The 20,184-nt window shown below is 39.4% G+C and carries 22 protein-coding genes, 1 pseudogene and 1 riboswitch; of the genes and pseudogenes, 7 read left to right on the top strand and 16 right to left on the bottom strand.

What is annotated here, in order from left to right; translation table 11 throughout:
* Window positions 1–27 precede the first annotated feature (27 nt).
* Window positions 28–1,011 carry a GMP reductase gene (guaC, locus tag Q7A53_RS03630; protein ID WP_411787739.1) on the top strand — a complete coding sequence of 328 codons (984 nt, stop codon included), beginning with the start codon at window positions 28–30 and terminating at the stop codon, window positions 1,009–1,011.
* 72 nt (window positions 1,012–1,083) lie between these two features.
* Here the strand turns inward: guaC and Q7A53_RS03625 are convergent, their stop codons facing one another.
* Window positions 1,084–1,563: a site-2 protease family protein gene (locus Q7A53_RS03625; RefSeq protein WP_411787738.1), complete on the bottom strand. Its 480-nt coding sequence runs from the start codon at window positions 1,561–1,563 to the stop codon at window positions 1,084–1,086.
* 36 nt (window positions 1,564–1,599) lie between these two features.
* Entirely contained in the window at window positions 1,600–1,887 is a 288-nt protein-coding gene (locus tag Q7A53_RS03620) for a hypothetical protein (RefSeq protein WP_411787737.1), read from the bottom strand.
* Window positions 1,888–2,287: 400 nt separating this feature from the next.
* Here Q7A53_RS03620 and rlmN point away from each other — a divergent pair, with 400 nt between their 5' ends.
* Window positions 2,288–3,373, top strand: a complete 1,086-nt coding sequence (rlmN, locus tag Q7A53_RS03615; RefSeq protein WP_411787736.1) for a dual-specificity RNA methyltransferase RlmN — start codon at window positions 2,288–2,290, stop codon at window positions 3,371–3,373.
* Window positions 3,374–3,591: 218 nt separating this feature from the next.
* Here the strand turns inward: rlmN and cysI are convergent, their stop codons facing one another.
* The 8 genes and pseudogenes from cysI to Q7A53_RS03575 form a co-directional block, all read right to left on the bottom strand.
* The gene (gene cysI / locus Q7A53_RS03610) at window positions 3,592–5,304 is read right to left on the bottom strand and encodes an assimilatory sulfite reductase (NADPH) hemoprotein subunit (RefSeq protein ID WP_411787735.1); all 1,713 of its coding nucleotides are present in this window, start codon (window positions 5,302–5,304) and stop codon (window positions 3,592–3,594) included.
* A gap of 29 nt (window positions 5,305–5,333) precedes the next feature.
* Window positions 5,334–7,175, bottom strand: coding sequence for an assimilatory sulfite reductase (NADPH) flavoprotein subunit (locus tag Q7A53_RS03605; protein WP_411787734.1), 1,842 nt, complete (start codon window positions 7,173–7,175; stop codon window positions 5,334–5,336).
* Between the two features lie 281 nt (window positions 7,176–7,456).
* Window positions 7,457–7,573, bottom strand: a riboswitch (SAM riboswitch).
* A 224-nt stretch (window positions 7,574–7,797) separates the two neighbouring features.
* Entirely contained in the window at window positions 7,798–8,127 is a 330-nt protein-coding gene (locus Q7A53_RS03600; protein ID WP_411787733.1) for a four-helix bundle copper-binding protein, read from the bottom strand.
* Between the two features lie 91 nt (window positions 8,128–8,218).
* A complete protein-coding gene (locus Q7A53_RS03595; RefSeq protein WP_411787732.1) occupies window positions 8,219–9,145 on the bottom strand; it encodes an NAD(P)/FAD-dependent oxidoreductase in 927 nt (308 codons plus the stop codon).
* 44 nt (window positions 9,146–9,189) lie between these two features.
* The gene (locus tag Q7A53_RS03590; RefSeq protein ID WP_411787731.1) at window positions 9,190–10,446 is read right to left on the bottom strand and encodes an MFS transporter; all 1,257 of its coding nucleotides are present in this window, start codon (window positions 10,444–10,446) and stop codon (window positions 9,190–9,192) included.
* A 26-nt stretch (window positions 10,447–10,472) separates the two neighbouring features.
* The gene (locus Q7A53_RS03585) at window positions 10,473–11,165 is read right to left on the bottom strand and encodes a YetF domain-containing protein (protein ID WP_411787730.1); all 693 of its coding nucleotides are present in this window, start codon (window positions 11,163–11,165) and stop codon (window positions 10,473–10,475) included.
* A 107-nt stretch (window positions 11,166–11,272) separates the two neighbouring features.
* Window positions 11,273–11,941: pseudogene (locus Q7A53_RS03580) on the bottom strand (deoxyribonuclease IV); the annotation flags it as partial.
* A 15-nt stretch (window positions 11,942–11,956) separates the two neighbouring features.
* Window positions 11,957–12,115: a hypothetical protein gene (locus Q7A53_RS03575; RefSeq protein ID WP_411787729.1), complete on the bottom strand. Its 159-nt coding sequence runs from the start codon at window positions 12,113–12,115 to the stop codon at window positions 11,957–11,959.
* Between the two features lie 505 nt (window positions 12,116–12,620).
* On the opposite strand from Q7A53_RS03575, the gene Q7A53_RS03570 reads away from it, so the two are divergent.
* Both Q7A53_RS03570 and Q7A53_RS03565 read left to right on the top strand, forming a co-directional pair.
* Window positions 12,621–13,688, top strand: a complete 1,068-nt coding sequence (locus tag Q7A53_RS03570) for an AbrB family transcriptional regulator (protein ID WP_411787728.1) — start codon at window positions 12,621–12,623, stop codon at window positions 13,686–13,688.
* A gap of 439 nt (window positions 13,689–14,127) precedes the next feature.
* Entirely contained in the window at window positions 14,128–14,586 is a 459-nt protein-coding gene (locus tag Q7A53_RS03565; protein ID WP_411787727.1) for a CBO0543 family protein, read from the top strand.
* Window positions 14,587–14,798: 212 nt separating this feature from the next.
* Here the strand turns inward: Q7A53_RS03565 and Q7A53_RS03560 are convergent, their stop codons facing one another.
* On the bottom strand, window positions 14,799–15,005 hold the full coding sequence (locus Q7A53_RS03560) for an anti-sigma-F factor Fin (protein WP_411787726.1): 207 nt from the start codon (window positions 15,003–15,005) through the stop codon (window positions 14,799–14,801).
* A gap of 301 nt (window positions 15,006–15,306) precedes the next feature.
* Between Q7A53_RS03560 and Q7A53_RS03555 the strand changes: the two genes are divergently transcribed.
* The gene (locus tag Q7A53_RS03555) at window positions 15,307–15,687 is read left to right on the top strand and encodes an SET domain-containing protein (protein ID WP_411787859.1); all 381 of its coding nucleotides are present in this window, start codon (window positions 15,307–15,309) and stop codon (window positions 15,685–15,687) included.
* A gap of 138 nt (window positions 15,688–15,825) precedes the next feature.
* Here the strand turns inward: Q7A53_RS03555 and Q7A53_RS03550 are convergent, their stop codons facing one another.
* The 3 genes from Q7A53_RS03550 to Q7A53_RS03540 all read right to left on the bottom strand — a co-directional run bounded on the left by Q7A53_RS03550 (window position 15,826) and on the right by Q7A53_RS03540 (window position 17,321).
* Window positions 15,826–16,287: a GNAT family N-acetyltransferase gene (locus Q7A53_RS03550; RefSeq protein ID WP_411787725.1), complete on the bottom strand. Its 462-nt coding sequence runs from the start codon at window positions 16,285–16,287 to the stop codon at window positions 15,826–15,828.
* Between the two features lie 81 nt (window positions 16,288–16,368).
* Window positions 16,369–16,719: a VOC family protein gene (locus tag Q7A53_RS03545; RefSeq protein WP_411787724.1), complete on the bottom strand. Its 351-nt coding sequence runs from the start codon at window positions 16,717–16,719 to the stop codon at window positions 16,369–16,371.
* Window positions 16,720–17,090: 371 nt separating this feature from the next.
* Window positions 17,091–17,321, bottom strand: coding sequence for a hypothetical protein (locus Q7A53_RS03540; protein WP_411787723.1), 231 nt, complete (start codon window positions 17,319–17,321; stop codon window positions 17,091–17,093).
* Window positions 17,322–17,591: 270 nt separating this feature from the next.
* On the opposite strand from Q7A53_RS03540, the gene Q7A53_RS03535 reads away from it, so the two are divergent.
* Window positions 17,592–18,425 (top strand): protein-glutamine gamma-glutamyltransferase, encoded by an 834-nt coding sequence (locus Q7A53_RS03535; protein ID WP_411787722.1) that lies wholly within the window; start codon window positions 17,592–17,594, stop codon window positions 18,423–18,425.
* Between the two features lie 101 nt (window positions 18,426–18,526).
* Window positions 18,527–18,748, top strand: coding sequence for a YjcZ family sporulation protein (locus Q7A53_RS03530; RefSeq protein WP_411787721.1), 222 nt, complete (start codon window positions 18,527–18,529; stop codon window positions 18,746–18,748).
* A 301-nt stretch (window positions 18,749–19,049) separates the two neighbouring features.
* Here Q7A53_RS03530 and Q7A53_RS03525 read toward each other — a convergent pair whose 3' ends face one another.
* Both Q7A53_RS03525 and Q7A53_RS03520 read right to left on the bottom strand, forming a co-directional pair.
* Window positions 19,050–19,238 carry a hypothetical protein gene (locus Q7A53_RS03525; protein WP_411787720.1) on the bottom strand — a complete coding sequence of 63 codons (189 nt, stop codon included), beginning with the start codon at window positions 19,236–19,238 and terminating at the stop codon, window positions 19,050–19,052.
* A gap of 87 nt (window positions 19,239–19,325) precedes the next feature.
* Window positions 19,326–20,084, bottom strand: a complete 759-nt coding sequence (locus Q7A53_RS03520; protein WP_411787719.1) for a class I SAM-dependent methyltransferase — start codon at window positions 20,082–20,084, stop codon at window positions 19,326–19,328.
* Window positions 20,085–20,184: the final 100 nt, after the last annotated feature.

Below are 20,184 nucleotides of genomic sequence, written 5' to 3'. Positions count from 1 at the left end.
CATCATTCGTGTTTAGGAGCGTGAACCATGGAGAATGTGTTTGATTATGAAGATATACAATTGATTCCTGCTAAATGTGTGGTGAAAAGTCGTACGGAATGTGACACTACAGTAACACTTGGTGAACATACATTTAAGCTGCCAGTCGTTCCAGCTAATATGCAGACGATTATCGATGAAAATATCGCGGTGTTTTTAGCAGAGAACGGCTATTTTTATGTCATGCACCGTTTCAAACCTGAAGAAAGAAAGTCGTTTATTAAAGATATGAAAAATCGCGGTTTAATCGCGTCTATCAGCGTAGGTGTAAAAGATCAGGAATTCAGTTTCATTCAGGAGCTGGCTGAAGAGAACCTTGCTCCTGACTATATTACCGTGGATATTGCCCACGGACATGCCAATTCCGTTATTGAAATGGTCCAGCATATTAAACAATGTCTGCCCGACAGTTTCGTAATCGCTGGGAATGTGGGAACACCAGAAGCTGTAAGAGAGCTGGAGAAAGCTGGCGCCGACGCTACAAAAGTAGGGATTGGTCCCGGCAAGGTCTGCATTACTAAAGTGAAAACTGGATTCGGCACAGGCGGATGGCAATTAGCCGCTTTACGCTGGTGTGCAAAAGCTGCCACAAAGCCTATTATTGCTGACGGTGGTATTCGCACGCATGGAGATGTTGCAAAGTCGATTCGCTTCGGCGCCACCTTTGTGATGATCGGATCTTTATTTGCCGGCCATGAAGAATCACCGGGAGAAACCATTGAACAAGATGGAAAGCTTTATAAAGAATACTTTGGATCTGCTTCAGAATTTCAAAAGGGTGAAAAGAAGAATGTGGAAGGTAAGAAAATGTTTGTAGAACATAAAGGATCCTTGAAAGATACATTAGTGGAAATGCAGCAGGATCTCCAATCGTCCATTTCGTATGCAGGTGGATCGAGTTTGGAATCCATTCGCCATGTAGACTATGTAATCGTAAAAAATTCTATTTTTAATGGGGATAAAATTTATTAGTAGGGGTTAATCTTTTGCAAATAAAAAAGGGGAGCGGTTCGTCCGCCCCTCTTTTATTGGTAATCCGAGGATTTAGTCAATAGGATCCTCCGCTTTTCCGTAGCGTATCACATCATAGATAGCCATCCCATCACTAGGTTTTCCGCTACCATTTCTATAAGGCATTAATGAAAAGAAAATGAAGTACACCGAGAAATAAGCATATTGATAGAAAAATAAGGCCGCAGGTAAAATATCTACGTAGATAAGATAATTCATCAATAAAATAACAAGTAAATTAAACAGACTCCCTGCTAGATATATAGAAACATGGGCCCATGTCTTGTTATAGGATAATCTTTCATACTGACACCATCCCTCCATGAAATACTTCTTCTTAACCTCTAATGAACCGATGTGAAACAGCGTCTCTCCTGTTCCTATGCAAAATTTAATTTTCCCGCCAAATATTCTGGCAATGAGCACATGCCCTGACTCATGGACGAGCGTAACCATTGGGAGAATAAAGAAGAAATTAATAAAGAACATAGGCAAGTCACTTAACATAAACATCACTATTACCTCCTTTTACAACATGGGTCTTTATCCCTAATCGGGTTTTGATTCAAGAACTTGGATGAGTTCTATACACAAGTGCCCATTCAACCTGCAGATTTCTTTCATTCTTTTTGAAACCATATCTTCCGTTTCTTGTATTCTTTCCGCACATGAATAACATGTTGAAGCCCTTTCCTTACATAATTTATCAGCATGAGGATGTCCGTTCTCTACCATACTCCTCGCTTGTTCATAGGCTTCTCTGCTTTTCTTAACTAAATAAACATTGGTAAGCAGCTGGAAAGATTGGGTTTGCTTCTTTTGGTCTACATGTCTCATTTAAAAGAACCTCCTGAAATTTTCCATTAAAAAAAGCCAAAGAAGACTCCAGTCAAGAGTCTTCTTTGGCTTATGACTAACTTTATTATTTAGTGCATTGCTGCCAATCCAGATCCATTTGTCCTTACTTACATCACAATTATTCATCCAACTCATTAGCAAAAAAGCCTTGTTTCTTTTTTACCTTATAGTAGAATAACATCTTCTTTTCTACATTAAAAGCCTAAATATACAGTTTTATGATAAAAATCAGCAGTTCCCCTTGTTATTATCACTCCACTACTAGATTGAAGTACACCCTTCTAGCAGCATGTAAAACGGTTATTTTGCTTTCTGGTTGTGATCTTTCTAGTAATCGTTTATGATAGGAATAGTGATTTTTTTTATGAGGAGCGTATTTATGAAACAATCCATCTACGGATTAACGTTTGAACAGCTTACCAATTGGCTGGTTGAACATGGTGAGAAAAAGTTTCGGGCCAAACAGGTGTGGAATTGGCTGTACCAGAAACGGGTAACGCAATTTTCCCAAATGAAGAATGTAAATCAATCGTGCATTGATCTGCTTCATGAAAACTTTATTATAGAATCTTTATCAGAAGAGATTAAACAAGAATCGAAAGACGGAACTATTAAATTCTTGTTTAAACTAGAGGATGGAAATGTTATTGAGACAGTTCTTATGCGGTTTAATTATGGTCTGTCGGTATGTGTAACCACCCAAGTCGGCTGTAATATCGGCTGTTCGTTTTGTGCCAGCGGTGTTCTTCGTAAAAACCGTGATCTGACCAGCGGTGAAATCGTAGAACAAATTATGCAGGTCCAGCAGCATCTCGATAAACAGGATAAAGATGAGCGAGTAAGTCACATTGTTGTGATGGGCATAGGCGAACCTTTTGATAACTACGATCATTTGATCGACTTTCTAAGGGTAGTTAATGACCAGCAAGGCTTGTCCATTGGAGCGCGTCATATTACAGTTTCCACAAGTGGAATTACTCCGAAAATGTACGATTTTGCGGATGAAGGAATTCAAATCAACCTTGCGCTTTCCATTCACGCGCCTAACAATGAATTAAGATCTAAAATCATGAAAATTAATCGGGCTTATCCATTAGAAACCTTAATGCCAGCGATCGATTACTATTTAGAGAAAACAAACCGGCGGATTACCTTTGAATATATCTTGCTGAAAGATGTCAATGACCATAAACAAGAAGCCGAGCAGCTGGCAGACTTGCTGAAGGACAAACGCCACCTTTCATACGTCAATTTGATTCCTTACAACCCTGTTGCTGATAATCCTTATGAGCGAAGTGAAAAGGAAGCCATTCTTACGTTTTATCAAACTTTGATGGACCGGGGAATTAAATGCGGTGTACGTACTGAACATGGTACCGATATAGATGCTGCCTGCGGACAGCTTAGAAGTAAACAAATTGAAAAAGAAAAAGCACGAAAAAAGAAAAATCTTCAATCAAATTAAAGCATAAGGCCTTTCTGCCTTATGCTTTTTTTATATCGCGGGGAATGAACAAAGTTAAGATATGATCTTTGCTGGATCACTGGGAACAATCAAATCCGTATTTTCTGACACGCAGCCGAGCTTTCGAGCAACGGAACCGATTTGCCCACTGAAAAAACAGCAAATAAAAAGGCCCAGGTACAGCTAAATAAGCTGACCTGAGCTTTCATGAAATTCATTTACTTGTGAAAATCCAATCCTGAATGGACGGGTTTTACATAACCGGCACGAATGACATAATCTCCAAAGTGTTCGTTTTCTTTCCGCTCTTTCGCATAATCAGAAATCATAGGCTTTAATGTGTTTAAGATCTCCTCTTCCCCGATATTTTCTTTGTACAGTTTATTTAAGCGATCACCTGCAAATCCAGCACCTAAATACATGTTATATTTTCCTGGGGCTTTCCCAATGAAGCCGATTTCTCCTAAAGCTGGTCTTGAACATCCATTTGGACAGCCGGACATTCTTATAATTATGTCCTCATCCCTCAAGCCAGCCTCATCCAGTAAGACTTCTATTTTGTCGATAAGTTCTGGAAGATAACGTTCAGATTCAGCCATAGCCAGACCACAAGTGGGCAAAGCCACACACGCCATCGAATTCCTGCGCAACGCTGAATTTTGTTTCCCGTCTGTTAAGCCGTACTGGTCGACGAGATCAGTGATTTCCGCTTTTTTCTCATCCGTTATATTGGCAACAATTAAATTTTGGTTTGGGGTCAGGCGAAATTCTCCTGTATGGACCTTCGCAATTTCCCTCAACCCCGTCATTAACTGGTAATCTTCGCTATCTTTAATGCGTCCATTCTGGATAAATAAAGTCAGGTGCCACTTGCCGCTTCCTTGTATCCATCCGTAGCTATCCCCATTATTTTCAAATTGGTAAGGCCGCTGTTCCTGCAGTTCAAATCCAAGCCTTTGATGGAGTTCATTTTTCAGCCAATCCAAGCCACGCTTATCAATCGTGTATTTAAAACGTGCATTCTTTCTTTCTGATCGGTTTCCAAAATCGCGCTGAATGGTCAGAATCTTTTCCGCTACTTCTGAAATCCTCTCGGTCTCGCAAAATCCAATTACCCGTGAAAGCTGGGGGTACGTATCGGTATCGCCATGGGTCATCCCCATGCCGCCGCCTACTGCAACGTTAAATCCTTCCAGCTTGCCGTTTTCCAAAATGGCAATAAACCCGAGGTCCTGAGAAAATACGTCCACATCATTAGAAGGTGGAACAGCAATTCCAATTTTAAACTTTCTCGGTAAATAATGAGTACCGTAAATCGGTTCACTCTCTTCTTCCCGGCTATCCGCTACTTTTTCTTCATCCAGCCAGATTTCATGATACGCTCTGGTTTTCGGCAGTAAATCTTCACTCAGCTTCTGCGCCCATTCCTGAACTTCCGCATGAACGTCTGACTGGTAAGGGTTGACATTGCACATCACGTTTCTATTTACGTCTCCGCAGGCAGCAATTGTATCCATAAGAGAGGCATTCATGGCTTGAATACTTTTTTTCATATTCCATTTCAAAATCCCATGCATTTGAAAGGTTTGACGTGTTGTCAGCTTCAACGTCCCGTTTCCATACGTCTGTGACAGGTGATCCATCGTCAACCACTGTTCTGGTGAAGCCACTCCTCCTGGTAAACGAACTCGAATCATAAACTGGTAGGCTGGTTCTAGTTTCTGCTGCTTTCTCTCCTGGCGTATATCCCGGTCATCCTGCATATAGCTGCCATGAAATTTCAAAATTTTGGTTTCTTCATCAGGAATTGCGGCCGTAATCGGATCCGCGAATGTTTCGACTAATCGTCCTCTCAGGAAGTCGCTTTTCTCTTTAATCTCTTCCATTTCACTTGGAGGTCCGTCATCCTTTGAAAATCGTTGGTCTGTCATAATTTAACTCCTTTCCTTTAAATTCAAATTTAATAGACGTCGCGCTGATATCGTTTCTGCGCTCGGAGCTCTGCCAGATAAGCTTCTGCTTCTGCTTCCGTTAAGCTTCCTTCTTGTTTAAGTATGGATACGAAGGTTTGATGCACATCCTTCGCCATAAATTTTTCATCTCCACAAACATAAATAGTAGCTCCTGATTCCAGCCACTCATAAAGTTCCTTGCTTCTTTCCTGCATCCGATGCTGTACATAAATTTTCTTCTCTGTATCCCGGGAAAAGGCCACGTCCATTCTGGAAAGAACGCCATCTTTCAGCCATCTTTGCCACTCGATTTGGTAAAGAAAGTCTGTAACAAAGTGCTGTTCACCAAAGAACAGCCACGAATTTCCTGAATGCCCGATTTCTTCTCTTTCTTCAAGGAATGCACGATAAGGTGCTACTCCGGTACCTGCTCCAATCATAATAATGGGAGTATCCGCGTTTTCTGGAAGTTTGAAATTGGCATTTCGCTGTATGAACACGGGTAATGAATCTCCTGTTAGCGAGCGTTCAGCACACTGCCCTGAACAAACTCCTTTGCGCCCTCTTCCGTGAGCATCGTATCTAAGTGCACCCACAGTGATATGAACTTCATCAGGATTAGCTTTTGAACTGCTTGCGATCGAATATAAACGAACCGGCAATTTCCGTAAAATACGGACGAAATTCTGTGCCGTTATCTTCCATAGGCCAAAGTCTCTAATAAAATCAATCAGGTCTCTGCCGTAAATATAATTCTTCAGTTCCTCTCTGTCTTCTGAGGACAGTAGTGCATGGAGTTTCTCGTTATCGGTTAGTTCTGCTGCCTTCTCTAGTAATGGTTTCGTCAGACAAGTGATCTCATATATAGAAGTTAACGCTTCACGTAAAGGTTTTACATCGCCTTGCTTGTTAATGGGAACATTTTCTTCAGGATCCCAGCTCATTTCTGTAAGAAGTTCGTTAACTAATTCAGGATCGTTTTCCGGTACAATTCCTAAGCTGTCACCAGGTTCAAATTCCAGATTTGATCCTTCAAGATCTAACTCAAGATGACGGGTTTCCTTATTAGATCCGCGTCCATTTAAATTTAAATTCTCCAGGATTTCGGCTTTAAATGGGTTTTTCTTTGAATAAACTATCTGTTCTGTACTCATTTGCTCAGCAGCAGGCTGCTCAGAAGGAGCATCTATCCCGGCTTGTTGATCACTTAATTCGTTCAAAACACCTTGAAACCATTCTTCCGCAGGATCTTCAAAATCTAAATCACAGTCCATTCGCGGATAAAGACGGGTGCCTCCGAGTTCTTCCAGTCTGGCATCAAAATCTTTACCGGTCTGACAGAAAAATTCATAGGAGCTGTCGCCTAATGAAAGAACAGAAAATCTGACTTCCTCTAATTTAGGTGCTCGTTTGCTGTAAAGAAAATCATATAAGGAAATTGCATTATCAGGCGGATCCCCATCTCCATGTGTACTAGTCACTACGAGCAAATCCTGAACTTTCTTCAAATTCTTCGCTTTAAATTCGTCCATAGAAGCACGAGTAACTTTAAAACCTTTGTCTTCTAACCTTGTTGTCATTTCTTCGGTCAATGCTTCTCCATTTCCTGTATGGGATCCATAAAGAAGCGTAATCTCCCGTGTTTCTTTGGTAAGGGATGATTGCGAAGCAGGGTTGGTTTCCGGAGTATGATTTTCGGCATCGGCCACTGCTTGTGCCCCCGCCGATTGAGCATTAGCCAAGTAGCCACTAAGCCAAACCTTCTGCGTTTCTGTCAAAGTTGGCAGAAGCTGGTTCAGAAGATCTGCCTGTTCTTGATTAAATGGACTGTTCGTTACTTGAAATTGCAAAAATACCCACCTCACTAAGGAATTCTCATATACTTAGAAAGACTGCTGTCTTCTAATGATTTATATTTTAGTTATTTTCAGATCATTCGTTGAATAGTTTTGATTACGTTGTTAGTTTATTTTAAGTTAAAGCAACGTAATCAAAGTTGTTTACTCGGAAATACGGCAGTACATCCCCAAGCTGACTTCCCTCCTCCTGTGAAATTCACGATAAAAAATGAAAAACCTCTCTTCTATAAAAATAAGAAGAGAGGTAAAAATGCAATATGTATCTGCCCATCTCCTTATCTTTCAAGCGCCTGAGCACCCGCTGGAAGTGGCACAGTATCTGAAAAGAGAAGTTCAGACCCGTTGCCGAGGCTTCAAAGGGCCAGTCCCTCCACCTCTCGCGATAAGAATGTCTATGATTCAATTGTTGAAAATGAATGATTGGTAAATATATTATGCCCAAACCGTATAAATGTCAATAGAATATGAGAAAATAAAGGCCATTCATAATTTTCATTCTTTTTTTAATTGGAAGTTGCACATATCTTTAAATTCCATCATTTCCAGGTATAACTTAAAAACAAAAAAGAACCCTGGGATTGTCAGGGCTCTAGTCAACGTAAGTATGAATGGTTTAGGAAGCTATTTTCTTGCACTCCTCCGCACATTCAAAACACGCCTGAGCACATTCTTGACAATGCTGATGATCATGCTGTTTGCATTCATCTCCGCAAGAAAGGCAGATCTCCGCACATAGTTGTGCTAGTTCTGAAACAAAAGGAGTGTTGCGTACTAAAGCTTGTTCTAAATAAGAGCAGATATCTGCGCATTCTCGATCCAATCGAATACAGCCGGCCATCATTTTCACATTATCTTCTTGTAAACAGGAATCAAAACAGTGGTTACACGCTGCCATACATTCATGAAGTTTCTTAATCGCAGATTGATATTTCTCTTGTGCCATTTACAAATTCCCCCTTGTTATATGATTTATATTCATTCCATTACCCGCTCCGTTTTTATTTAAACTATATTACTATAATATTCGCGATCGATTAAAATTCATTGTTTAACCTTTTTTGAATCCAAATTGCTGCAACGGAACCGTCTGCCATCGCTGCTGTTACGAGTTCTGAATGGGATGCTGCATCGCCCGCTGCCCATAGGTTGTTTATCGTAGTCATCCGGGTGGTTGGATCTATAGCGATATGATTATTAGCGTTCATTTCAGCTTCCAGTTGAGCAGCTAAGTCTGAACGAACTTTATTGCCTCCAAAGGCTACAAACGCTTTTTCACCTTCTAAATAACTTCCATCGGTTAGCTGAATTCCTAGAAATTTTCCATGGACATGCTTTACTTCAATAAGCGGATGATTAATATAAGCAATGTTATGTCTTTGAAGGTTTCTGATTGCTTCCTCTTTAACTTCACCTTCTCCATGATTGATGTAAGTTAAATCTTGACTCCAGTAAAGGAGACGGAGAGCCATAGATACTCCTGTCATTCCGCTGCCAAGTATAAAGGTTTTTTTATTAGAAATTTCATACCCATCGCAATCCGGACAGATATAAATAGAAGAACCTAAACAGGGTAGGATCCCTGGTATGCTGGGGATATGGTCTTTAACCCCCGTCGCCAGAAGCATAGTTTTCCCCTTGAATTTTCGATCACGTCTGGTTTCTATGAGAAACTGCTGCTTTTCTTTGCGCACGTTCACGACTTCGTCATTTAGAATTTCTACTCCATATTCAGCCGCTTGCTTCCTTCCTTCTTCTCGCAAGTACTTTCCGCTTACTCCTTTTGAGAAGCCGAGGATATTATTATAATTCTTGCATAGAGAAGAACGGCCATCCTCAGAATCTAAAAGCAGAATCGATCGTTTATACCTGCCTAATTGAATGGATGCCTGAAGACCAGCAATACCTCCTCCAATAATAATACAATCATAACTAATCGCTCTTCCTCTCCCTTCGCTGCTCAAATCCGCTTTATTGAAGGACCGTATATTTGCTTATCGTCTATTAATTACGTGCTTTCTGGTACAGGGGTATGTTTAGTTTGTTTCTCAGTGTCATCCTTCTTTATACATTTCATGGCAACGAGAAACAAAATCCCTCCCATTATGCCTGCCGCTAAGTAGCTGAGGTTAACAAACTTGTCCATCACCAGCGACATAACCGGTGGACCTGCTGCAACGCCAATAAATCTCGATGAACTATAAAAGGATGATATGGTTCCTCTTTCCTCTTTTTCAATGCCTTCTGTAATCATGGCATCAAGCGTTGGAAGGAGAGCACCAATTCCAATACCGAGTAAGCTTACTATAATAAGCATCAGGATGACCTTTTCATTAACGTATCCGACGAATAGGACACTGATTGAAGACAGCAATAAAAAAATAAGGATTACTTTTTTCATCGTCTTAACGTTATCTTTAATTTTTTTGCCGGTTATGAACGAAGAAATACATAGAAATAGTAAAGGCACGGCCAATATAAAACCTTTCTTTACACCGTGAATATCGTGTATTTTCTCCAGATTCTCTGATAAAAAGAAGAGAACTCCAAATAAAATCAGCATAACGTAAACTCCGATCAGGAATATTGGATACAGCCATTTTCCTTCCTGGCCGAAGATCTTCTTCGTTTTCTTCAGAAACATCGACAATTTTACCGGCTTTTCTTTCGTGTCTTTGGGTACTTTTATGAAAAAGAACACAAGAATGATGGAAATGAAACTAAAGACCGAGATAGAAAAGAAAGGTAAAAACCATAAGAAAGCGGCTAAAGCAGACCCAAGTATAGGACTCAACACTTTTCCGAAGGTGTTAGAAGTTTCAATAATTCCCATACACGAGCTAGTTTTCGTATCATCGTCTTTATAAAGATCTCCCACGAGAGGTAAAACGATAGGCGTAGCTCCCGCTGCACCGATTCCTTGCAAAACGCGGCCGGTCATAATCCAAAGAAACGGATTTCCCATTTTCCAAGAAGCAAAAGCAGCAATCAATCCGCCAATTAATGTAAGAATCAAACTCGGCAGAATGACAACTTTCCTGCCAAACCGATCGGATAAGTAACCCGCAATAGGGATGAGAAAGATAGCTGCTAAAGAATAGCTTGTAATAATTAAGCTGGATTGAAATGATGAAATGCCGACCTTTTCTTCAAATATTGGCAGCACAGGGATGAGCATAGAGTTGCCCAGTGTCATGATTAAAGGGATGGATGCCATGCTGACCAGGCACCACCTGCTGACGTTATCTTTTGATGCGTTTTCCATTGGTTCACCTCCTATGATTCATCCTCTTAGTGAGGGGGATCAGTTTGATCAATATATAATTTACCATTTGGGCATGCTTCTGCATAAAATATTTCGTCTGCTGAAGGATATCCCTGGTTCTTTAACTGCTGAGTTAACCATTCTTTAGTTAAGTGTAGTTGCTTTAAGTTATCTTCATTTATAATTCCTTCAGAAATCATCTCTACACCTGCAGGAAAGGCAGGAGGGCTGGAATACATTTTCATATCATTTTTAGTAACGGGCTGTTTACCGGTGTTTTTCATAACTGACAGTTTTCCATTGGTTTCAAATACTGCATACTCTACATCCGCAAGTGAAAAAACTTTTTCTCTTCTCAGCATGACTTTGAGAGAATCAAGATCTAATCGTGTTTTTCGGAGAGCTTTCTCTATAATTTTTCCATTTTTAATTAATATAATGGGATCTCCGTTAATTAGTTTTCTGGCTTTTCTTGAATGCAGATCTACCATTCCCATAATGATGGTAAATACGGTCCAGCCTGCTAGTGCAATCATTCCTCTCGTGATGCTTAAGGTTTGATCAATGACTAAAGAACCTCCTATAGTGCCTATAGAGATGGCCGACACAAAGTTAAAGAAGGTCATTTGGCTGATTTCTTTTCGTCCCATGATCCGGGTTAAAATTAAAAGAGCCACAAAGGATAAGAGTAACCTTGCTAATAATTCCGTTACATTCATGTAAACACTCCCAAGTAAATGCCTGTTGTCTAATTATCCCCGGTAGTCCATTGGTTTATTTAAGGATTTTGATGGAATTTTTAGGAGCATAACCTTCAAAAGATGCTTCACCCCCACGTTTCTTTAAGCTGTCTAACCTCTTCCTTATGCGTAATAGTGTCCTCTGGAGTTTCCAATATGAAAGGAAGACCCGCTAACTGGGAACTTTTAATAATGGCAGCAAATTGGTTTTTGTTAATGTGGCCATTGATTAAAATATTGGAATGACGGTCTTTTCCGCTTCCGGATACATATTTAGAGTTATTTAGATGGATAACATGGAGGTGATCAAAATATCCCAGCTCGTTTCCTTTGCTCAGGATTTGAGTCCAGTTATCTCCATTCCAAACGCCGCTTGCATACAAATGGCAAGTATCAAGACAGAATCCAAGTTTTTCAGGGTGTTCCAGTAGTTCGCGGATCTTCACTAATTCCTCGATTTCTGTTCCAAATGAACCAGGTTTACCCGCATTATTTTCCAGAAGGATCTTTGCTTTACCCTCCCATCTACTCAGAATCTCATCCAGTGAGTTAATGATCAGCCTGTAGCTTTCTAAAGGAAGATCAGCATCTAAGAGTTTCCCGAAATGAACAACTACGCCTATCGAACCGCATGCTTCACTGATTTCTAAGTCATTCAAGATAGAATCCACTAGTTGTTTTCTTTTGCCAGAATCGGCAACAGTTAATATCGCAGGATACGGAGCATGACTTACAGAGACTAACTTACTTTCTTTAGTAAACTGCTTACACTAGTAAGCATCCTCGGGATCATAATTTTTTAAAGAGAGACTTCGCGGATTCTTAGGAAAATACTGAAAGGCAGATGCCTGGATCGATTCGGCATGCTTTGCTGCCGCTAAATACCCCGCTTTAATCGATACATGGCAGCCAAATTTCATGGGGATCATCACCTTTCTCTCTATATGGTTCGTATTTTTTATCATCCCCCACCCAAAGCAAAATAAAATTTCCTTATTTAGAAAACAAGAAGACCATAAATAAAAGCGTGTACAATCAGCTTGTAAAAGGCTGATTGTACACGCTTTTGTGATTTAAAGTTTTTTATTATCTGAACCTTCGTGAAAATGTCAATGTTTCACCGGACTGATAATTAACAAGCGTTAAGCATGAACGGTTCCATTACAAAGTTCCCTGGGAGGAATGCCCCTCTACTTAATGAAGTCGTCAATGCTGCCTCCCTTAACCTCGCTTTAGCAAAAAAGGTTTCCTTTGCCTATTTCCTAAGCTTTCTTAGTAGGTATCGGAAATTTAAATATGCTAAGCTATCTATACTCCTACAAATTAATCAAGCCAGTAGTCGTATTCAAATATTAATCAAAGTTTAATTTTGAGGATTCCAGACTTTTATCATAATTAATCGGAATGAATTAATAACTATAAGGTGTGAAAATTGTGAAGAAAATCCTACTTTTAGCCGCGGCATTTGCTGTTGGTTATGTATTTAATTGGTTACATATCCCCGCGGGCTGGTTATTAGGAGCCATGCTTGCTGGAACTTTTTATCGGCTGTTCGTAGAAGAAATATCCTACCCGCCGGTCTTATTTGATATTTCCCTTGCCCTAATTGGAGTGAGTATCAGCCTATCCATTAAAATAGCCATGTTTAAGCAAGTAGCTACTTATTTACTTCCCCTTGCCGTTTCCATGGTGATTCTTTTTGTTGCGAGCTGGATTTTAGGGAAAATTTTAAAAAAATATTCGAACATGGATGGGACCACTGCATTATTCTGCTGTCTTCCTGCAGGAGCTTCAATAATGATGGCACTCAGTAGAGAATATAAGGCAAACATGAGTATGGTTGCCGCCTTTCAGACTGTACGCATTATGTTGTTAGTTGCAACAATTCCTTTAGTTGCTGGTTTAATTTCTTCTTTCGTGCCCACGGAAGAAGTCCAAAATAGTCAGACCGGAGCCCAGGCAGCAGCTTCTACCTCCCCTTTATGGGTGGCCCTGCTGTTTTATGCCCTTTTAGTGGTCGTGACTCTGGTTTTAGCAAAAAAATGGAGAATTCCTATTGCTCCTTTTTTGTATTCCATCATCCTTGGTTTCTTATTTAAAACCTTTCTCCTACCGCTTCCTGCGATGCCGAACTTATTGGTTGGATTAGGAATGGCGATGCTGGGAGTGATCATCGGAGTTCGGTTTGATAGAGAATCTTTAAAAGAATTTAAAAGTATCGGCTGGACAAGTTTGATTATATTAGCCGCCTTCTTCCTGCTCACTTTTATTACTACATTTGTATTTTATCTGATGACTTCTTTGGATTTCATTACAAGTCTGCTTGCGATTGTGCCTGCTGGCGCTCCGCAGATGGCTTCCGTTGCTTCATCAATGGACTTGGATGCAAGTATAGTAGCGGCAATGCAAATCATAAGGCTGTTAACAATTATTGTCTTCATCCCTATGATTGTCCCTCTATTAGTCAGCAAAGATGCAAAAGAAAAATCTGATCCTCAATAAATCAGTTTCCCTTATTGAATGTACTCAATAAGGGTTTTTTTTATCGATAAATTCACTTATTTATCAAGTGCGAGGAAGTTGTGTCTGCTTCCCTTGTTCTGCTAAAATACTCCGGCCATTAGAGTTGTAATCATAAGCATGAATTCGTTCTTCCTGCTTCTAGCGTAATTAAATGGATGGACGCTGCAATATCCATTTTTTATCCGGTTTAAACTAAGCTCTCTGAATTCTTGATTAATTAATCCTATATGCTTCCGTTATTATTCCGCTCCCTTGAGAATTTTCTCTCAATCACAGCACTTCTATCTGCTTGGTCAATATTAATAATGGTTATTTCCTTTTGTATTTTACTAGGAAATAATTAGCACATCCTGCCAACACATGGATTTGAAGTATAAAGGAAGGAAAATTTCTAACAATAGAAAGAGAGGTGATGAAAGTGGTTTACATTTTTCTTTTAGGTTTTGTTCTCCCATGGATATTAGGGGTCTATTTATATAAAAAAGTACCAGCGATTCTTTTAACGGCCGGACCAGCCACGGCATTAATTGCAGTTACAATTAACCAGTTAGGTATCCACTTAGGATTATGGAAAGTAAATCCTATGCCGCGAGTCATTCTAATGGATTCTATTTTCTTAGATCTTGGTATCTTCCCTGTTGTCGGAGTATGGTTTTCTTATTTTATTCATGCTAAGAAATATAAACGTATCTGGGTGTACTTAGGATTTATTCTAGGAATGACCGGGCTGGAATATGGTTCCCTGCTTATAGGAACGGTGTCTTATGGCGAGGGTTGGAATATCTTTTTTACCTTTCTTATTTATGTAGGCGGTTTTGTTATTATCGATGTATTGTTAAGTAAACTTGAAAAATTAAAGGCGATGCCTAGTCAGTAACATCCTGCGAAGCTCACCAAGAAGAGCCGAGTGTAGATCCTAAACGGTAAACGCCTTCTAGCATCTGGAAGGAAAAAATCCGAACGATGATGAAAGAAAGTCGATAATCTCATCATTGTTCGGATTTATTGTTTGCTTATATACGGTTGTATCGTGGAGTGTATGGTCCGTTTGAATTAAATCGAACTTGACTGCCTTCTAACAACAAGATCTTACCGTAAATCAGAAGATGCTGGGTTTTCTTTACAAGAGTCGCAAATCGTTTGAATGTTTAAATCTCCTCCGGCACTCATATGAACCATTTGTTCGTCATCCGCATCATTTAAAACATCAGATCCTAATTGAGCAGCATCTGCTTTCTTGTTGTCTAATTCGCCTACCTGCTGCTGACACTTGCGACAATAGTATCGAATTTTCATTTTCATTCTCCTTCTTTACTTGCTATCTATAGTTTGTTCGTCCTTTTAAGTACTTATACAAAAGAAAAGAAGACAAATTTTTTTATGCGTTGCTTGATTATCTCTGGGAGAACTTTAAGAAAATCTGGCCTTCCATAATGTAACTTTCACCCCCCTTGTACTCTCATTCGATCCGACGCCCTTCTTTAAACGGGATCATTACCTCAGGGAAAATATAAAACAGCTTGCTTTCCTAATAGACTGCTGTCACACTTAAGAAGAGAGAGAAACTTTCTCATTAAGGAAAGCGCAGGTGAATAATATGATTGAAATCAAGACTTCCCCTCTTACGAATGAGGTATTTAATAGAGGTGTGTTTGCTACTCAGGATATTAGTAAGCAGGAACTTCTTCATGAAGCTCCCGTTCTCTTTTATCCGAATGAAGAACATGAACATATCGAAAAAACCCTTCTAGCTGATTACGCCTTTAAATATGGAGAAGATTATACAGCATTTCTTTTAGGATACGGAATGATGTTTAATCATTCGTACCAGCCGAATGCAAATTATAAGATCAACTTTCAGAATGATACGTTTGAGTTCTATGCTTATAAGGATATTAAAGCAGGCGAAGAAATACTCATTAACTACCATGGTGAGGTAGAGAACGATGATCCTCTTTGGTTTAATGAAGAAGAGTAGTATAAAAGCTGGAACATAACAAAGTGAGACCCCGAACCATTTCTACTCATTGGTTCGGGGTTTCTATGTACAGATCCCGCGTAGTTCATCCGTTTCACTTTTTTAATAATTGTATTAATGTTTGTAGAGGATTCTTTTTTATGATTTTCTATGACCATCTTTACGGGCTTGTATATACCCATAATACACGCAGGTTCCATTATTCTGATTGTCTGGAACATCAAACCCGCACTTACGATATAGTTCATAATTATTTGCTGAAGTGTGTGCAAACCAATCACCGTGAGGAAGCTTTTGCAGGGAAAGTTTAATCAATTGTTTGGCGATACCTCTCCTCCGATAGGGAGCTGACACGACCAAATCCATAATGGTTGCCGCCATAATTCTGTCGGATATAATTCTGACCATAGCTATCATTTCATCTTGATTCCAAACGGTAAATGCCCAAGTTGAATTTTCAAATATTAACTTAAATTTTTCAGATTGCCATTCAGGAAGGTTTCGTACCCAGTCCGCTTCTTCAAATAACTTTTTCACTTCACCTGCAGGCACTCCTTCTGTTCCTTCTCTAATAATAAGACCTTCATAATATTGGTACATTCCCAAACCTCCTTCCGTAACAATGCCAGGAAAAACTTTTGCTTCGTTCTTTCTTTTTTTCGTTACAATTCACTACTTTTCTTAGCTGATTTCTACCAATTCCAAATGATTTCCAGAAGGGTCCTCAAAGACTATGTATCGTCCTGGCGGGCAAGGCTGAGGCTCATCAACTAAAATGGTTACTCCCTTACTTCTCAGATAGGAAAAATCCTGGTCAATGTCCTCGGATTTCAACCCAAGTCTAACGTTTTGGCCACCGTCTTTATTCATATGAACGTTTTCTTCCAGCACAATGGGGATATCATGATGAACTAAGCTGATAATTTTTTCTCCATATTTTTTCTCTGTCTCAAATTTCAATACCTCTGTGTAAAATTTCAGGGCTTGATCCATATCGTGGACATGAATCGTGAAGACACACACGTTGTTCATAGTTTAAACTCCTCCTGCAATTATCTTCTTCCGATCAGGATCTATTGGTTATGCAGAAAATACAAATTATTCCTAATTAAATCCTTTATCCTAGTATTCGGCCTATGTAGACAATATCCTTCTTCTTTTCTTAAAAACCTCCCTTGATTTATTCAAAAAAATAGTTCTCAGAAGAACTTTGATATTCGTGGAGCACTGAAAGTCACCAGACGTGGACTACTTTAACAAAGTTTCATCACAAAATTATTTCCGCGGGACAGCGGTATCCTGAAATGACCGAAGTTAACTTATAAATTTCATTAGACCATGATAAAAAAGAGCATCCATTAACTGGATGCCCTCTTTTGCAGTGGAATGTCTGTTTTTAAGGTTTAGTTTTTTTTATTTCCTCCATTGATTAATGTAAATCTTGAGGACGGTTTTTCCCCGGGCAGAAATTCAAAAGCCGAAATTACAGCGCTTGTCCCCACGGTTAATGAACCATCTGCTTGTACTAAGAATAAGGTCCCCGGCTCATTTACTTTAATCGCTTGAACATTGTGCTTGGCAAATACTTTTTGTAGATCCTCCATTAACTCAAGCTTTCCATAGGTGAGTCCCATTTATTTCATCTCCCTACTATTCACTCTATTAGAAGTAGGATATGCAAAATTTTCGTAAAACATGCTCTTCTCTCACAACCTGTTCTATGAAATGAATAAAAAGCTGCCTCGAGATCTTACTAAGTGAACTTACGCTTAACTAAGAAAATTTTAGCTCCATTAATTTTTTTCAGATTCCTTTGTGTTATTGTCGCACGGATCTAACATCAGTCCCTCCCAAAATGAATACCATGTACAATACAGAAGTTTATTTCAGAAGGGGGTAACCGTATGATTCAAGTATCAGGGAGACCTTTCCAGCCAAGTGAATCATGGAAAACGGATAAGATTGAGAACGTCATAATTGAAGCACTAGAGACGGCTCAGAATGTCTATTCCTACCCATCGGAGCAAGAGCTGCTATTCGAAATTAAAGCTAGGAAAAATATTATTTCAAGTGCACACCAAATGGATGAAGGAAAAGCTGACTTTGCCACGTTCAAAAATGCCCAGTGTAATTCTGAGTATTGGGATATAACTGCTCCAGGCGGATTCCTTTTAAAGCAGCATGTACATCCAGGTGAGGGGATTCAAGATATTTTCACTAATAGTGCCCTCTATAAATTCGAATGTGCTACTGCTTGTGTGATTAACTTTTACCACGGAATCCTGCTGACCATAAAAAATCCTAAGTTTAATACTCTTTTCCCAGACCTTTATCTATACAGCTGGCACAGCAGCCATAACCTTGGCTTATATTCCTTCTATTCTGATCATGCTATTCCTGGAGATGTAGTCTATTTCAATAACCCCGATGTTGCTCCCAAGAATCCATGGCTCAGAGGGGTCAATGCGGTGGTGATGGGAAATGACCTTTTTTTCGGCCATGGGTTCGGTATTAGGACGGAGAATAAAGTAATTGAAGGACTGAATAAAAAAAGAAGACCGGATAGCCAGCAATCAGCGTATTTGACTAGCTTAATCACACGTCCTTCCTTTAATCCATCCACTAGGTTACTCCCTCGAAACGCTGCCGAGGCATACCCGCCAATTATTCACCATAACAAGAATTCGTTATCATTTATTCATTATCTGCTTGAATTGAAATTCCAATTGTATCGTTGAAGCATTCGTGACACTAACCCATTTTTAAGGTTGACGGGCTCGACTTTGCGTTAGGCGAGTACTATATAGGGACGAAGACAAAACGAAAGGAAGTATTTTAAATGGAAAATGTTAATTCTCCTTATAACATGGGTGCCAATATGAATGCACCTTACTGGGGTGAAAATGCAAACGCTCCTTACTTAGGAGCCAATGTCTCTCCCGTACAGTATGCTCCTGTGCAAAGATGTCATAGACGCCCTCCTTGCAGAAATAACTTTATCTTGATCGTTGTACTGTTTATCTTATTGATCATTGTCGGCTGCAGCCTTCCTAGGTGTTAATCGACTAATTCTTGGTTTATAGGCTCAAATCTCGATGATTACTATGCGGACTGGTCCAGCAATTCTATCCAGGAAATTATTCTTTAGAGATGAACAGAATTAAACCAGCGCCTTTTTAACAGGTGCTGGTTTATAATTGGACTCCTTTTGAAAAGAGTTAACGTAACATTTTCTTAAATCCTGTGCAGAAAAGAAACTGGTTCTCAAATAAGAAAGAATATAAGGATGCGATTCTTACATAGGGATTTGAAAGGTATGATTGGCAGGATCTACATTGAGCATTTAAGAAAGAACTTTAAACTTACATTAGTTTCTGTTTGTCCCTCTCTCTAGCATGAAAATGATAGAAAAATATTTCAAAAATTATAAATGCCACCATCCCCCCTGCTATAAATGGAGAAGGAGAGTGAATGATTACAAAAAAGATCAAAGCAAGAACAAAGGTGATAATTCCGGCAATGACTGAATATTTCCAATGATTTTCATTCAAAGAAAATCCTCCTTATCACTAGACGATAAAAGGTTATATCTTATTCCAGCTCTTATCTGCATGGAGAAAAGTGAACCTAGTTTCTATTTATTTCTCTGCCATCGCTTCAAAAGTTACGATTTGGTCGGGAGATTCAGGATATTCCCCTTGATGATAGTCTGAAGATATCTTAATATTACTAAACCCTGAATCCTTAAGAAGCATGTTAAATTCTTCAACCCCATACCAGCGAAGTGGAAATCGCTCCAGTTCACTTTCTATAAGACTGCCATCCCTCCATCTCTCATAACGTCCATGGGAAACGGAATATTGCTGAATATAATCAACCTCTACGTTTTTATCTTCCAGTGTGATCACATCTCCATTAGCACAGTCCCAAACCCGCGTAGAAACTTTTCCTATAGGCACTTCTGTTTGCAGAAATATATCGATTATAAGCTTCCCTCCGTGACACAGATGCCGATGAAAATTCTTTAATGCCTGGATAGAGGCCTCTCTTTCATGGATTAACAAAAAAGTTCCTGTTGGCACAATAATAGCTTCATACTCCGTTTCCAACGAAAAATTTTCCATTTTTGCTTCGTATAATTTAGGTGACAGGTTTCTTGTTTTACAATTTTCTCGGCATATGTCTAACATTTCGGAAGAGCTGTCCAAACCTTCAACATCCTTACCTTTTTCTAAAAGTGGAATAAGAATTCGTCCAGTCCCTGATGCAGGCTCGAGAATCTTTCCTTCCACTGAACTTAATCTTTCAAGATAAAATTCTACATCCCCAAACGAATGTCCCACTGGTTTGTCCTTATCATATACTTCTGCTGATAAACGGCTGTAATATCCTAACAAATCTACACTCCTAGTAAAGTATTGGTTAACATGTATTCAACTAGCTATTTTTGTTATTGATCGGTGGCATTTATATCTGCCTCTTCTATGCAGGCAGCTG

Origin of the sequence: Halobacillus rhizosphaerae, from assembly GCF_046719735.1 — a bacterium.
Lineage (GTDB): Bacteria > Bacillota > Bacilli > Bacillales > Halobacillaceae > Halobacillus_B > Halobacillus_B rhizosphaerae.
The sequence above is the reverse complement of the archived record's forward strand: the minus strand, read 5'-3'. Positions and strand labels throughout refer to the sequence as shown.